Annotated in this window: 9 protein-coding genes; 8 read left to right on the top strand and 1 reads right to left on the bottom strand. The window is 64.1% G+C overall.

Translation table 11 applies throughout. The features are described from left to right. The first annotated feature begins 13 nt into the window (after window positions 1–13). The 7 genes from OYT13_RS12780 (at window position 14) to OYT13_RS12750 (ending at window position 11,681) form a co-directional block, all read left to right on the top strand. Window positions 14–2,719, top strand: a complete 2,706-nt coding sequence (locus tag OYT13_RS12780) for a bifunctional acetate--CoA ligase family protein/GNAT family N-acetyltransferase (RefSeq protein ID WP_150562963.1) — start codon at window positions 14–16, stop codon at window positions 2,717–2,719. A gap of 75 nt (window positions 2,720–2,794) precedes the next feature. Beyond that, window positions 2,795–3,772 (top strand): magnesium/cobalt transporter CorA, encoded by a 978-nt coding sequence (corA, locus tag OYT13_RS12775; RefSeq protein ID WP_017232243.1) that lies wholly within the window; start codon window positions 2,795–2,797, stop codon window positions 3,770–3,772. A gap of 248 nt (window positions 3,773–4,020) precedes the next feature. Then, window positions 4,021–5,319, top strand: coding sequence for a CaiB/BaiF CoA transferase family protein (locus OYT13_RS12770; RefSeq protein WP_268566343.1), 1,299 nt, complete (start codon window positions 4,021–4,023; stop codon window positions 5,317–5,319). A 216-nt stretch (window positions 5,320–5,535) separates the two neighbouring features. Continuing rightward, window positions 5,536–6,387, top strand: coding sequence for a sulfite exporter TauE/SafE family protein (locus tag OYT13_RS12765; RefSeq protein WP_232424518.1), 852 nt, complete (start codon window positions 5,536–5,538; stop codon window positions 6,385–6,387). A 474-nt stretch (window positions 6,388–6,861) separates the two neighbouring features. Next, window positions 6,862–7,371: a hypothetical protein gene (locus OYT13_RS12760; protein WP_150562965.1), complete on the top strand. Its 510-nt coding sequence runs from the start codon at window positions 6,862–6,864 to the stop codon at window positions 7,369–7,371. Window positions 7,372–7,581: 210 nt separating this feature from the next. Then, window positions 7,582–8,256, top strand: coding sequence for a response regulator transcription factor (locus tag OYT13_RS12755; RefSeq protein WP_017232239.1), 675 nt, complete (start codon window positions 7,582–7,584; stop codon window positions 8,254–8,256). 56 nt (window positions 8,257–8,312) lie between these two features. After that, a complete protein-coding gene (locus tag OYT13_RS12750) occupies window positions 8,313–11,681 on the top strand; it encodes a hybrid sensor histidine kinase/response regulator (protein WP_268566342.1) in 3,369 nt (1,122 codons plus the stop codon). Window positions 11,682–11,703: 22 nt separating this feature from the next. Here the strand turns inward: OYT13_RS12750 and OYT13_RS12745 are convergent, their stop codons facing one another. Continuing rightward, on the bottom strand, window positions 11,704–12,612 hold the full coding sequence (locus OYT13_RS12745; RefSeq protein WP_268566341.1) for a LysR family transcriptional regulator: 909 nt from the start codon (window positions 12,610–12,612) through the stop codon (window positions 11,704–11,706). A 113-nt stretch (window positions 12,613–12,725) separates the two neighbouring features. Between OYT13_RS12745 and hmgA the strand changes: the two genes are divergently transcribed. Then, window positions 12,726–14,045 carry a homogentisate 1,2-dioxygenase gene (gene hmgA / locus OYT13_RS12740; RefSeq protein WP_017232236.1) on the top strand — a complete coding sequence of 440 codons (1,320 nt, stop codon included), beginning with the start codon at window positions 12,726–12,728 and terminating at the stop codon, window positions 14,043–14,045. Window positions 14,046–14,061 lie beyond the last annotated feature (16 nt).

The following is a 14,061-nucleotide window of genomic DNA, read 5'->3' as shown; positions in this document are numbered from 1 at the left end:
ACCCGGAGTTTCCATGACCACGCGTAATCTGAGCCAGATGTTCGCGCCGAAGTCGGTTGCCGTGATTGGTGCGTCGCTGCGCGAGCGGCGAGTGGGCACGACGGTGCTGAAAAACGTCATCGACGGCGGCTTCAGGGGCGAGATCTATCCGGTCAACCCGAAGTATTCGACGCTCGCGAATCTCAAGTGCTATCGCGACATCGGCGAATTGCCGCACGCCCCCGATCTGGCGGTGATCTGTACGCCGCCGGCGACGGTGCCCGACTTGATTCGTGAGCTCGGCGATCGCGGCACGCGTGCCGTCGTGGTGTTGACCTCGGGGCTTGCCCGCGAACGCGATCGCCACGGCGTGACACTACAGGAGCGCATGCTCAAGCATGCGAAGCCGCATGTGCTGCGCATCCTTGGACCGAATTGCATTGGGCTGCTCAGTCCCGGTATCGGGCTGAACGCCAGCTTCTCTCATATGGGGGCGCGCGAGGGCAAGCTCGCCTTCGTGTCGCAATCGGGCGCGCTCACCACGGCGGTGCTCGACTGGGCCGATGCGCGCGAGATCGGCTTCTCGCATTTCGTCTCGCTGGGCGACAGTGCCGATGTGGACTTCGGCGACATGCTCGACTATCTGGCGAGCGATCCCGGCACGGACGCCATCCTGATGTACATGGAATCGATTCGGCACGCGCGCAAGTTCATGTCCGCCGCACGTGCCGCGGCCCGCAACAAGCCGGTGGTCGTCATCAAGTCGGGGCGGGTGCCGGAAGGCGCGCAAGCCGCAGCGTCGCATACAGGGGCACTGGCGGGCTCGGACGATGTCTACGACGCGGCGATCCGGCGGGCGGGCATGTTGCGCGTCGACACGACCGACGACCTGTTTGCGGCGGTGGAGACGCTGGCACGGCTGCGCCCGTTCTACGGAGACAAGCTGTCGATCATGACCAACGGCGGTGGCGCCGGGGTGATGGCCACCGACGCCCTCGTGCTCGATGGCGGCAAGCTGGCACATCTGACCGACAAGACGCGCGCCGCCCTCGACGCCGTGCTGCCGACAACGCTCGGCCGTGTGAACCCGGTGGACATCGGCGGCGATGCCGATCTGGCGCGCTATACGGCCACCTTGGAAGCGTTGTGCGAAGATCCCGACACGGCGGCCGTGCTGTTTATTCAAGCGCCCACGGCGGTCATGCCGAGCCTGGACGTGGCGAACGGCCTTGCCGCGCTGCCGAAGCCGTCGAAGAACGTGTTCACGTGCTGGCTGGGCGGTGAGACGGCCGAGCGTGCGCGGCGCATTTGCCGCGAAGCCGGATGGCCGACATACGACACGCCCGAGAACGCCGCCCGCGCGTTTCTGGAAGCCGTCAACTATCGTCGCAACCAGTCGCTGCTGATGGAAACGCCGCCGTCGATCCCGCCCGGTTTCGCGCCCGACGTGGCCCGCGTGCGCGCAATGGTCGAGCGCGCCATGGGCGAGGGCCGGGCATTGCTCACCGAGCCCGAAGCGAAGGGCGTGTTGGCCGCGTACGGCATTCCGGTCGTGGAGACGCTCGTCGCCACGACCCCCGAGCAAGCGGGCGAACTGGCGCAAGGGATCGGTTTCCCGGTCGCGGTCAAACTGATTTCGCCGGACATCACGCACAAGTCGGACGTTGGCGGCGTGGTGCTCAATATCGAATCGGCCGAGCAGGCACGCGAGGCGGCGTGCCAGGTTCGCAAGCGTGCGCTCGCGGCCAAGCCGGAGGCGCGCGTAACGGGCTATTCCGTGCAACGCATGGCCAACGGCGCGGAGGCGTTCGAATTGATCGTCGGGGTGGCGACGGACAACGTGTTCGGTCCGGTACTGCTCTTCGGGCAGGGCGGCACGGCGGTGGAAGTGATCGCCGATCGTACGATCGGTCTGCCGCCGCTCAACCTCAATCTCGCGCGCGACATGGTGGCGCGCGCGCGCGTGGCGAAGCTGCTCGCCGGCTATCGCAACCGACCGGCTGCCGATCACGAAGCCATCTACCTCACGCTCGTGAAGCTCTCGCAACTGGTGTGCGACGTGCCCGAGATCGCGGAGCTCGACATCAATCCGTTGTTCGCCGACGCGCACGGCGTGCTCGCGCTCGACGCACGTATCGTGGTGCGGCCGCCTGCCTTGCCGGGCCACGGGCGCCTGGCGATCCGTCCCTATCCGCAGGAACTGGAGTCTACCGTGGATGCGGGAGGCAGGCCGGTGCGGGTGCGTCCGATCCGGCCGGAGGACGAGCCGGCCTATAAAGCATTCTTCCACACGCTCACGCCACAGGACGTGCAGTTCCGTTACTTCGGCCTGATCAAGGAACTGTCGCATTCGCAGATGGCACGTGTGACGCAGATCGACTACGACCGTGCGATGACGTTCGTCGCCACGGAAAAGGACGAAGCGGGCAACGCGTGTCTGCTCGGCGTGGTGCAGGCGCTCGCCGATCCGGACAACACGGTGGCCGAGTTCTCCGTGACAGTGAGCCCTCAGGCGCAAGGGCGCGGCCTCGGGCGGGCGCTCATGGAGCATATCGTCGACTACAGCCGCAAGCGCGGCACCGGGGAACTGATCGGCTATGTGCTCACGGCAAATACGCGTATGCTGACCCTCGCCCGTCATCTCGGCTTTGTCGAGGACAAGGAGATGGAGGCGGGCGTCCTTCATATCCGGCTGCCGCTGCAACGCACGGCGCAGGCGCAGGACACCCGCGGGGCGTGACGGTCGAGGCCGGCCCGCTCACGGTGTCCCGGGCTCGCGCCGGGGGCAGGGCGGTCGCCTAGACCAGGAAGACGAATGCTAGTGAATTGCGTGGCCTATGAGGATGGCCGCAAGATTGCCGATCTGCATCCCGATGAAATCTCGGACTATCTACAGCGCCCGCACTGCTTCGTGTGGGTGGCGCTCAAGGACCCCGGGCCCGGCGAATTGTCGCAGATGCAACATGAGTTCGGTCTGCACGACCTGGCCGTCGAAGACGCGCAGCACGGTCACCAGCGACCCAAGATCGAGCAGTACGGCGACTCGCTGTTCGCCGTGCTGCACGTGCTGAACAAGGATGCCGACGGGGATTTTTCGACGGGCGAGGTGGCGATTTTCGCTGGGCACAACTACGTGCTGTCGGTGCGCTCGAACGCCACGCAGGGGCTCGGCATCGTGCGGGCCCGCGCGGAGAAGGAGCCGAATCTGCTGCGTCAGGGCTCGATCTTCGTGCTCTACGCGCTCATGGATGCCATCGTCGATAGCTACTTCCCGGTACTCAACGAACTCGAGGCACAGCTCGAAGCGATCGAGGAGCAGATCTTCACGCCGAATGCCCCCGCGAAGGGACGCGCGATCATCGAAGACCTGTATCAACTCAAGCGCCGGCTCATTACACTGCAGCACGCTTGCGTGCCGCTGATGGAGGCGGTCAGCAAGCTGTTCGGGGCGATGGCGCCCAAGCTCTGTGGCGGCATGCAAGAGTATTTTCGCGACGTCTTCGACCATCTTCAGCGCATCACGAAGAATATCGATCTGCTGCGCGAAATGGTCACGACCGCGCTGTCGGTCAATCTCGGCATGATCTCGCTGTCTGAGAACGAGACAACCAAGCGCTTGGGTTCATTTGCGGCGCTCTTCGCCGTGCCCACGATGATCGCGGGAATCTACGGCATGAACTTCGCCGATATCCCCGAACTGAAGTTCCAGTACGGCTACCCCCTGTGCATTGCCGTGATGATCGCCATCGATGCGCTGCTGTTCGTCAAGTTCCGCAAGGCCGGCTGGCTGTGACGACGGGGCCGCGAGCGGGCGCCGATATGAGCGTTTCCTGTACGTCCCCATGCACGGCGTCTATGTCAGACGCATGTTGCGATGTCCCCTTCGGCAGCCCTGTTGCCCGGTGGCAACGCGCCTCGTGGATGCCGCATTTTCTGCCGTGACCGGCGTGGAATATTTGCTCTAGAATGCGTGAACGCCGCGTCAGACGGTTGCCAAGGGTTGAGAACAACAAGAAACGCCAGGCAAATAGGGGTCAGATATTGAACGCACCACTCTCGGGGATCCGCGTCATCGAATTCAGTCGTGGCGCGGCCGCTGCTTACTGCGGCTTGTTGCTGGCCGACATGGGCGCAGACGTTATCTTGGTCGACGATCCGGTCGACGACAATGCCAACGACAACTCGAGTCCGCTCGGCGCATCGGCCCAGGTCGGCCTGCGGCGCAACAAGCGCTCCGTCGCACTCGATTTGCTCACGCTCGACGGCCGCAACCTTGCCCATTCCCTGGTGCGCGGCGCGGACGTTGTCGTCGAATGTTTGCCACCGGGAACGCTCGCGCGCGCCGGGCTCGGTTACGACGCGTTGTCGGCCGTACAGCCGCACCTGGTCTACGTGTCGATCTCCGCGTTTGGTCAGGATGGCCCGCGCGCGGCGCCGCAGCCCGGCGTGCCAGCGCTCGACGCGTTGCGAGGCATGCTGGGGGCGTCGCCGGGGGGGCTGGAGCCGCCCCGCGACTTGCCGGTCGCCGATCTGGCCGCGGGACTCTATGCCGCGTTCTCCGTGTCTTCGGCGCTGGTCGCTGCCAAACAGCAAGGCCGCGGTGTTCACATCGACGTGCCGATGCTCGGCACAACGCTTGCCATCGCGTCACTTCACGCGGGTGAGCAGGGCGCGCTAGCCGCGCAGCGCGCCGGGTTGGTGCCCGGGGAGGCGTCGGCCGCCGCCTCCGATGTTGCGCAGGGTACGGAGCGGCATCGATACGGCGGGACGGTGGCCGCCACACGAAGCAAGTTGTCGCCGCTGGCAATTGACGACGAGGAGGCCGCGCGCTTCGGTGGGCCGTCGGCACCGTGGCCCACGTTTCGGGCCAGAGATGGCTATTTCGGCATGGATCTCGATGGACAAGCGCATTGGCAGGCGATTTGCGCGCTGATGCATCGCGTCGATCTGCTCGACGATTCGCGTTTCGTCAACGCGCGCGAGCGAGCGCGCCATCAAGCTGCGCTGCGCGACGTGCTGGAAACCGTGTTTGTGCAGGAGGATCGCAGTGAGTGGCTCGCCCGGCTGGTTGCCGTGGGCGTGCCATGTACGGAGATCAGCACCTATTCGCGTGTTCTGGCCGATCCGCAGGTGGCCCATATGGGCTGGGTGCGGCCGGTGGTGTTGCCCAGCGGCGAGACGACTCACGCCATCGTTTCGCCCGTCCGGCTTAATGGCCAGCGCCCGGTCACGTATCAGGATCCGCCTGCGCCAGGGGCCCATACGTGCGATATCCTCGCCGAACTCGATGCCGCGGATGGGCCTTCGACCCGGCGCGATGAACCGCCACAAGGCGGGTAACCTTTCCATCGTTGTTTGCGGCTTGCCGCTTCCCGGTACGGCGACGTCTGAACGACGTTGCCTGCTTTGCCCTGCCTGCTTGACGCATCAGGCCTCGCGATTCCCCCACCGATTGGGACTTTTCCGTTGTTTCCGGACTCTATATAATCCACAGTCATAAGCATATGACTAATAGTGATTTGGGCCGCCAAGTCGCTTTCCGCTGGATTCCTTGCCATGTCCCTAGATTTTTTGAGTGCTTCCCCGATGGCTGCTTTGCTCGGGGCCGCGGTCGGCCTCGTGCTGGGTTTGACCGGTGCGGGAGGCGGCATTTTTGCTGTGCCGGCGCTGGTCTTCGGGCTGGGGTGGGGCGTGCCGCAGGCCGGCCCGGTGGCCCTGCTCGCCGTAGGCGCAAGTGCCGCAGTGGGGAGCGCCCATGGACTGCGTGTCGGCCTCGTGCGCTATCGCGCGGCAATGCTGATGGCCGGGATCGGGGTCGCCGTGGCGCCGCTTGGCACGTGGATGGCTCACCGACTGCCGGAACGTTGGCTCGTCGGACTCTTCGCCATCGCAATGATGGTCGTGGCGGTGCGCATGTATCGCGCGTCGCGCGCCGGGACAGCGGGCACCGATAAAGGCACCGATCTGGCGGCGTCGGCCGGTGCCGCGCCGCAACCGCCATGCCGAATGAATCCAGAGACGGGACGGTTGCACTGGACGCGGCGCGTCGCCGCCACGCTCGGCCTCATCGGCGCGGTGTCGGGCTTCGCGTCGGGACTGCTGGGCGTGGGGGGCGGATTCGTGATCGTCCCCGCGTTGCGGCGTTTCACCGACATCACGGTACACGGCGTCGTGGCGACGTCGCTTTTCGTCATCGCGTTGATTTCCGCGGGCACCGTGGCCAACGCCTGGTGGAACGGCATGCATCCGGGCCCCCAAGGGTGGATGTTCGTGGTTGGCGGCATCGTCGGCATGCTGCTCGGGCGCGCCCTGACACCGCACATCGCGGCGTCCAGACTGCAGCAAATCTTCTCGGCACTGATGGCCGCGGTCGCCCTGGGCATGTTCGCCAAAGCCTTCGGCGTCTGACATGCCGCAGCGGCGGTTGTGCCATCGCGCGGCACACGCAGATCCTTCAAAAATCGCTACGCCTTGCGAGTGACTCACGACGTCACTTGCATTCTCGTACCCGCTGCGTACCCATCGTGGTTGACATCCCGGGAATGCATGGAATGAATCTTTCCGTCGCCCGGTTGTCCACTGAGACGTGGTGCTTGCATGACGGGTACGTAATCCGAGTTGTTCCCGCATGGAGGCGCCGCATATTGCGTGCGCTGCGCGCCTCGCATTCGGTAATCCGCCTAATTTGGACTAGGATGTTTCCCATAAGGAGATCCAAAATGGCTGGATTTTGTAGATTTATCCTATATTTCTGCTGGTCGCAAATCAGCGCGTGACGTTGAAGTGTCACGCGGTATGTCGATTGGCTTTGCATCGATGACCACGACATACATTGACGCTTCGGCGTCCTCCTCGTTCCGCTGTTCGAGTGCCGAGCGAGTCATGGGCCACCTCACTTTTGCTACGCTGACACGCCTGAGCGGCGCCCTTCTGATGACGTGGCTCGCGGGATGCAGTGAATACCAGGCATCGACACCGGGTGTGTCGGCGGCGGGGCAGGCGTCGGAACGCGTCGGCACGCCGCCGTCGGTGGCAGCGCAACTGGCTGCGGCCCCGCGTGCGGTTGAAACGCGGATGCGGCCGGTCGCCGCCGCCGTGGCGATGAGTGCCACGCCGAAGGTCGGTCAGGTGGTGAGCGGGACGTATCGATGGATGGCCGATTGGCCTGAGACCCACAGCGTGCATCAATGGGAAGCGGCGTCGGGACCGACGCGTATTCGCGTTGTCGCACGAGCACGCGAGATGATGCCGTCGGCGGGTTTGCGCGGCGTGCGCCTTCGCTATTGCGTCAAGCCTGTCATGGGCACTGGCGCAGCGCGCTTGACGGGCCACAAGACGTGCTCTGGCTGGACGACGGTCGAGGGTGCGGGCGCCGCCGGCGTTGCCGGATAGCGATGACGTTTCCGGCGCACCGGGCCGGAGGTGGCGATGCGCCGCCGGGTCGCGGCCTGCCGGCGTCCACAGTAGTAACGCGGTTACGCCTTCGTGACCACCGAGTGTGTTGGCTCGACCCACATTCCTCTTTTGGGAAGCCATGACGCGTAGACACGGCGAAGGATCGCGCGCGCCCACGGCTGACTTCTTTTAAAAGGATTCTGCAAAATGATGGTAAAAATTCTGATCGCGGATGATCATCCGATCATCGCCTCGACACTGCGTGAAATGCTGTCCCCGGATCCGGGTTTCCACGTGCTGCCGCCCGTCACCAACTCGACCGAGCTCTTCAAGGCACTGGAGACGAATTCGGTCGACGTGCTGATTACCGACTACTGCATGCCCGGCGGCACCTTTGGCGACGGCCTGGTCATGATCAATCGTGTGCGTCGCAAGTATCCGGACGTCAAGATCATCGTGTTCACCTCGATCGAACAACCGGCCATCATCCACGCGCTCGACAGTTGCGGCGTGCTGGGCGTGATGACCAAGTCCGACGATCTGCGCGAAATCACGGTGTGTGTGGAGCGTTGCCGACGTGGCATGAGCTATCGGGGGGGGCGCGCCGAGCAGATTCTCGAAGAGCAGATGCGCCGCAAGCCGACCGCTCGCCGTCCGCTTTCCCCGAAGGAAATGGAAGTGCTGCGCATGTACCTGGACGGTCTGAACGTGTCGCAGATTGCCGATGCCCTCAAGCGTTCGGCCAAGACGATCAACAATCAGAAACGCATGGCGATGAGCAAGTTGGGCTGCCGTACCGATATGGAGCTGTTCAAGCTGCACGTCTCGAGCCCGGTTCAGTTTTCGCGTCACGGCGAAGTCGAAATGCCGAGCGCCGTCTGAGTTTGACTCGACATACGACATTGGCGTCCGCGTCCGCGTCCGCGTCCGATGCGACGATGACGCGTGACATCGCGATTGCAGGCCGCCTGCTTCGTATCGGTGGCTTGCTGGCTCTGCTTTTCGGTTTGTCGGTCTGGGTCGCTGTGGTGTCCTACGCGTTGTTCGGCATGGTCTGGCAAGGGGGGCAGAAGACGGCGACGTTCTTCGCGACCGTGGGCCACGAGATCCGCGACGTCGAAATTTTCAACGAGCAGGCCAGTACGATGGCGCAAGCCGCACTGGCGAGCAACGTTCGTCCGGGCGGTGTTACACAATCACTCACCGATCGGATTCTGGGCCCGCTGCTTACCATGCCGGTCGGCACGGCGAAGCGCGTTGCCGGCGTGGGGTTCGATGGCGACTTCCAGATTGTCAAGCTGGCGGAGATCCCGGCTGAGCGAGCGCAGCGATTGGCGCGCCTCACCCTTCGGTTGATGATTCTCGATGCCAACTTCTGGAGTGCGCTGGGTGGGCAGGACGAAACCTTCATCATCTCGGCGGACGGCGCGTTTGCCGCTCGCCGTACGTCGTTCGACCTGCAGCCCGTCAGCGCGACGGATCTCGCGCGTGACACCAACGCGACGCTCGCCGAGATCAACAAGGTCGAGCGTTATGCCGCGCGTCGTCCCACGAGCAACGACGGTCCGTTCTGGACCTACAACTACAAAAATGCACTTTCCGGTTTGACGGCGGTCTCGAGCTTCGTGCCAATTCGCGATCTCGACGGTCATCTGATGGCCTACGTCGGCACCACCATGGCGCCCGACAGCATTGTGCCGCCGCGGCTGCGAACGCTGGAGCACACGGGCGAAGCCCTCCAATTGGTGTCGGCGGACGGGTTCGTGGTGGCAAGCGCCGGCGCGTCGCTCTCGTCGTTGGGACATTTGCGTACGCTCGCCACGTTGCCGCTCTTTGGTGACGCGCAAATGGCGGTGCGTTACGACGGCGAGCGTCTGGTCTTCGAGCGTCATCCGGCGTCGTCGCCGTGGTTCGTCCGGTATACCGTTCGTCCGATAGATTTACTGCAGCAAAATGCCACGCTGTTGATCGGCGCCACGTTGCTGTTGTGTCTCTATGCGGCCGCCGTGTACGCCGGGATGCGCTACATGCGCCAACGCATGATCGAGCCGGCGCGTCGACGTACGACGGCCCTGCTCGAACGAGACGCCTTCACGCAAACCCTGATCGAGACGGCCCCCGTCGGCATGGCGATCATCGATCCCTTCGAGCCCAGTGTGGTGATGAGCAATCCTGCGTATGCGGGCACCGTCGATTTGCTACGAAATCTGGGCGATGGCGAGTTGACGCGCATGTACCGCCAACTGCACAGCGGTGTGGTGGCGCGTCCGGTGCGGCGTTTGCTGAGCGCGATCGACGACGCCGGCGAGCGTCACTACGCCGTGAGCTTCGTCGATACTGTCTTTCGTGAACAGTCGGTGCTCATCGCCACACTGTCCGACGTGACAGAGCAACGCCGCTTCGAACTGGAGCAACGCAAGGCGCGGCTTGCCGCCGAGAGCGCCAATCGCGCCAAGGATGTCTTCCTGACGACCGTTAGCCACGAAATGCGTACGCCGTTGTATGGCACGCTCGCGTCGCTTGAACTGTTGAGCGCGCAGCGTCTGGGCGAAGATCATCGGTATTACGTCGATGTGATGGAAAGCTCGACGCGCAATCTGCTCGATCTCATCAACGATCTGCTGGACTATTCTCGGATTCAGGTCGGTCGCTTCGAACTGAATGGCCGCGATGGCTTGTTGCTCAAGGAGCTCGAAGCCATCGGCTTGTCGTTCACGGGACGTGCGCGGTTGCAGGGACTCACGCTGGACTGGATGATCGACCCGCAGCTCTCGCGTGCCGTGCATACCGATGCGCTGCGACTCGGACAGGTCGTGACAAATCTTGTCGGCAATGCCATCAAGTTCACCGAGAAAGGGTACGTCGCCTTCAGCGCCATGGTGACGCGCACTGACCCTCAGGGCTGTGACGTGGCCTTCACGGTCAGCGACAGTGGCGTTGGCATTGCGCCTGCCGATCTGGCGGACTTGTTCCGGCCGTTCGGCAAGAGTACGTCGGAGCCGGGCATGCAGCACGGCACCGGCCTGGGGCTCGCGATCTCGCATCAGTTCGTGGGTATGCTCGGCGGCGTGCTGCAGGTCGACAGTCAGGAGGGCGAGGGCACGACAATGCGCTTCACGCTCCGTCTGCCCTGGGCGTCGGACAGCGAGATGTTGCCCGTCGTCGGGAGAGGCGAGACGTTTGCGTATGTGAGCGGACTCGCTCGCCGCCATGCGTATCTCGACGCATTGATTCGTCGGGCGGGTTACCTGCCGGTCAGATATGACGACGCGGTATCGTGGTCTTCGGGCAGTGGCCGCGTTCAGGACGCGGGCTTGCTCATGTTTGCCGACGAATGGCCGGTGCGCGGTATGGCGGGCTCGGAGGTGTATCTGCTGCGCTCGACGCCGGTCGATCGTCCGGCCGGCAGCGCCCCCGCGTGGCCGCGCGACATCGCGTTGTTCCAGCAGGCGGAGCTCTGGGATGCGCTCGGCCTCGTGTCGGCGCCCGGGCTTGCCGCGAGCGGTGACTTGCCGGGCGCCCCCGGCGCGCAGGCGCGTATCAAGCCGTTGGCCGGGTGGTACGTGCTTGTCGCGGACGATCATCCGATCAGCGGCATGTTGCTGTCCCGGCAGTTGGAAGGACTGGGCGCGATGGTCGATTGCTATCACGACCCGCGCGAGGCACTTGACGCGTTCGATGCGGAATCCCACATGCTGGTGATCACCGATGCCAACATGCCGCACCTCTCCGGGCATGCGTTGGCTACGCAGATCAAGGCGCGCGCGGCCCATGTGCCGGTGATCGTCGCGACGGCCGACGTCACAATGCGCACCGACCGCGACGAGACGTCCCCGTTCGACGCCATCGTCTACAAGCCGGTGGATGCGCGCTCGTTGTTGCGCGTGATTGAACGGATACGGGCGCGCTATCCCTCGCTGTGCGTGGACATCGCGCCGCTTCCAGCGTCATCGGACCTGATCGACAGCGGACCGACGCCGTCCTCCGACTCGACATCGGCGAAGGACTGGCGGCCACCGCTGTCCGACATGCTCGACACGTTCGTGAAGATTGCCGATCAGGACATCGCCAATTGCCGGGCAGCGTTGGTCGACCCATCGCGCGACACTCTCCGTCATTCCGCGCATCGTTTGCGGGGCGGTTTCATGGCATTCGGGCTGAGTTCGCTGGCATCGCTCGCGGCGCAGGTGGAGCATCTGGCGCCCCAGGCGTCCGTCGGACAGATGGAATCGGCGTTCGAAGTGCTCGACGCCGCGTGGAACGACTGGCTGCGTGCACAGGGACATGCCATTGCCAACGACGCCTGACGGCAGCGTCAGGCGCTCGTCGTCACGACTCGGCGAAGTGCTCCGAAATCAATTGGCGTAGCCACTGATTCCCGCCGTCCTGATGGTAGCGACGGTGCCAGAACACATTCGTTTGCAGCGCGGGCAGCCGGAGCGGCGGTTTGACGAAGCGCAGCCCGAACGGCGCGGCGGCACGCTCTGCAAACTTCTGCGGCACGGTGACCACGAGATCATTGACGCTCACGACGTACGGCACGGCGATGAAGTGGGGGACCCAGACATTCGCGTCGGCCCCGAAGCCGGCCTGCGCCAGGAGTTGATTCACGCGCGCATAAGGATTGTCGCCCGTGGCGACGAACAGATGGCGTGCGGCCTGGAATTCCGCCAGCCCTGCATGCGGCGTGTCGAGCGCGTGGCCGATGCGGAACAGGCTCACATACTGCTGACGGAACAACCGGCGCTGGAAAAATGGCCCGGTCAGATCGTCGAACGCGCCCACCGCGAGGTCGATGCGCCCCGACGCCATGGCGTCCTTCAGGTCGGGCAACGTCGTTCGGACGGTGCGCAGGTGTACCCGAGGCGCAAGCCGGGTGCATAGATCGACGAGCGTCGGCATGAAGTACACCTCCCCCACATCCGTCATTGCCAACGTAAACTCCCGCTGACTGCTCGCCGGATCGAACGCCTCCCGGTGATTGATGGCGCGCGAGATGCCGGCCAGGGCCACCGAGACAGGCTCGGCGAGCGCCTCGGCGAACGGCGTGGGTTGCATGCCCGCGCCGGTGCGTGTGAAGAGTTCATCGTCGAACGTCTGCCGCAGGCGGGCCAACCCGTTGCTGACTGCGGGTTGAGACAGCCCCAATTCGCGTGCGGCCTGAGAAATGCTCCGATGCGTGAGTACCGCCTGAAAGACGACCAACAGGTTCAAATCGACGTCGCGTAAGGAAATCATGAGGCGGCGATATTATTCGCGTTATGAATAGAGTGGATTCGTCTATTTATATCGCAAAATGTCATCGCTTGTCGGACAATATTTCCATTCGACATCAGGAGACGAGGCTACTTATGCGTCAAGCAGATCAAATACAGGGGGAGCTGGGCTACCTGTCCGGTTTTGGCAACGAGTTCGCGACCGAAGCATTGCCCGGTGCGCTGCCTGTCGGGCAGAACTCTCCGCAGCGTGCGCCGTACGGCCTGTATGCGGAACAGCTCTCGGGCACGGCGTTCACGGCACCGCGTGGTCATAACCGTCGCTCGTGGGTGTATCGCATTCGTCCTGCCGCGATGCACAAGCCGTTCACCGCCGTCGCGGCGTCGCGCTGGCTGAGCCGTTTCGACGACGTGCCGACGCCCCCGGACCAGTTGCGTTGGGACCCACTGCAGATGCCCGAGGCGCCGACCGATTTCGTCGACGGCATGGTGACGATGGCCGGCAACGGCAGCCCGGATGCCGGGCGCGGTTGCGGCATTCATCTGTACGCGGCGAACCGGTCGATGGACGGCCGCTTCTTCTACAACGCCGACGGCGAGTTGCTCGTCGTGCCGCAGGAAGGCCGTTTGCGGATTGCGACGGAATTCGGTGTGCTCGACGTGGCGCCCTACGAAATCGCCGTGCTGCCGCGTGGCGTGCGCTTCCGTGTGACGCTGCCCGATGGCCGCGCGCGCGGCTATGTATGCGAGAACTATGGCGCGTTGTTCCGTCTGCCGGATCTCGGTCCGATCGGCTCGAACGGCCTGGCGAATCCGCGCGACTTCCTCACGCCCGTGGCGGCCTATGAGGATGTCGAAGGCGACTTCGAGCTGGTGGCGAAGTTTGGCGGTGCGCTGTGGCGTGCCGACATCGGTCATTCGCCGCTTGACGTTGTGGCCTGGCATGGCAACTATGCGCCCTACAAGTACGATCTGCGTCACTTCAACACGATCGGATCGATCAGCTTCGACCACCCGGATCCGTCGATCTTCCTGGTGCTGCAATCGCAAAGCAATGCGCCGGGCGTTGACGACATCGACTTCGTGATCTTCCCGCCGCGCTGGCTGGCGATGGAAAACTCGTTCCGCCCGCCCTGGTTCCACCGCAATATCGCCAGTGAGTTCATGGGGCTGATCCAAGGCGTCTATGACGCCAAGGCCGAGGGATTCGTGCCGGGCGGCGCCAGTCTGCACAACTGCATGACGGGCCACGGCCCCGATGCGGACACGTTTGAAAAGGCTTCTGCCGCTGACACGAGCCAGCCGCACAAGGTCGACGCGACGATGGCGTTCATGTTCGAGACGCCGGCGATCATCCGCCCCACACGCTTCGCGCTGGAGACCAAGCAGCGGCAGGACAACTACTACACCTGCTGGCAAGGGTTGAAGAAGCACTTCAACCCGAACCAGAAGTAAGCGGCCTCGCGTCGCA

Source organism: Pandoraea sp. XJJ-1, assembly GCF_026802345.1.
Taxonomy (GTDB): Bacteria; Pseudomonadota; Gammaproteobacteria; order Burkholderiales; family Burkholderiaceae; genus Pandoraea; species Pandoraea cepalis.
The sequence above is the reverse complement of the archived record's forward strand: the minus strand, read 5'-3'. Positions and strand labels throughout refer to the sequence as shown.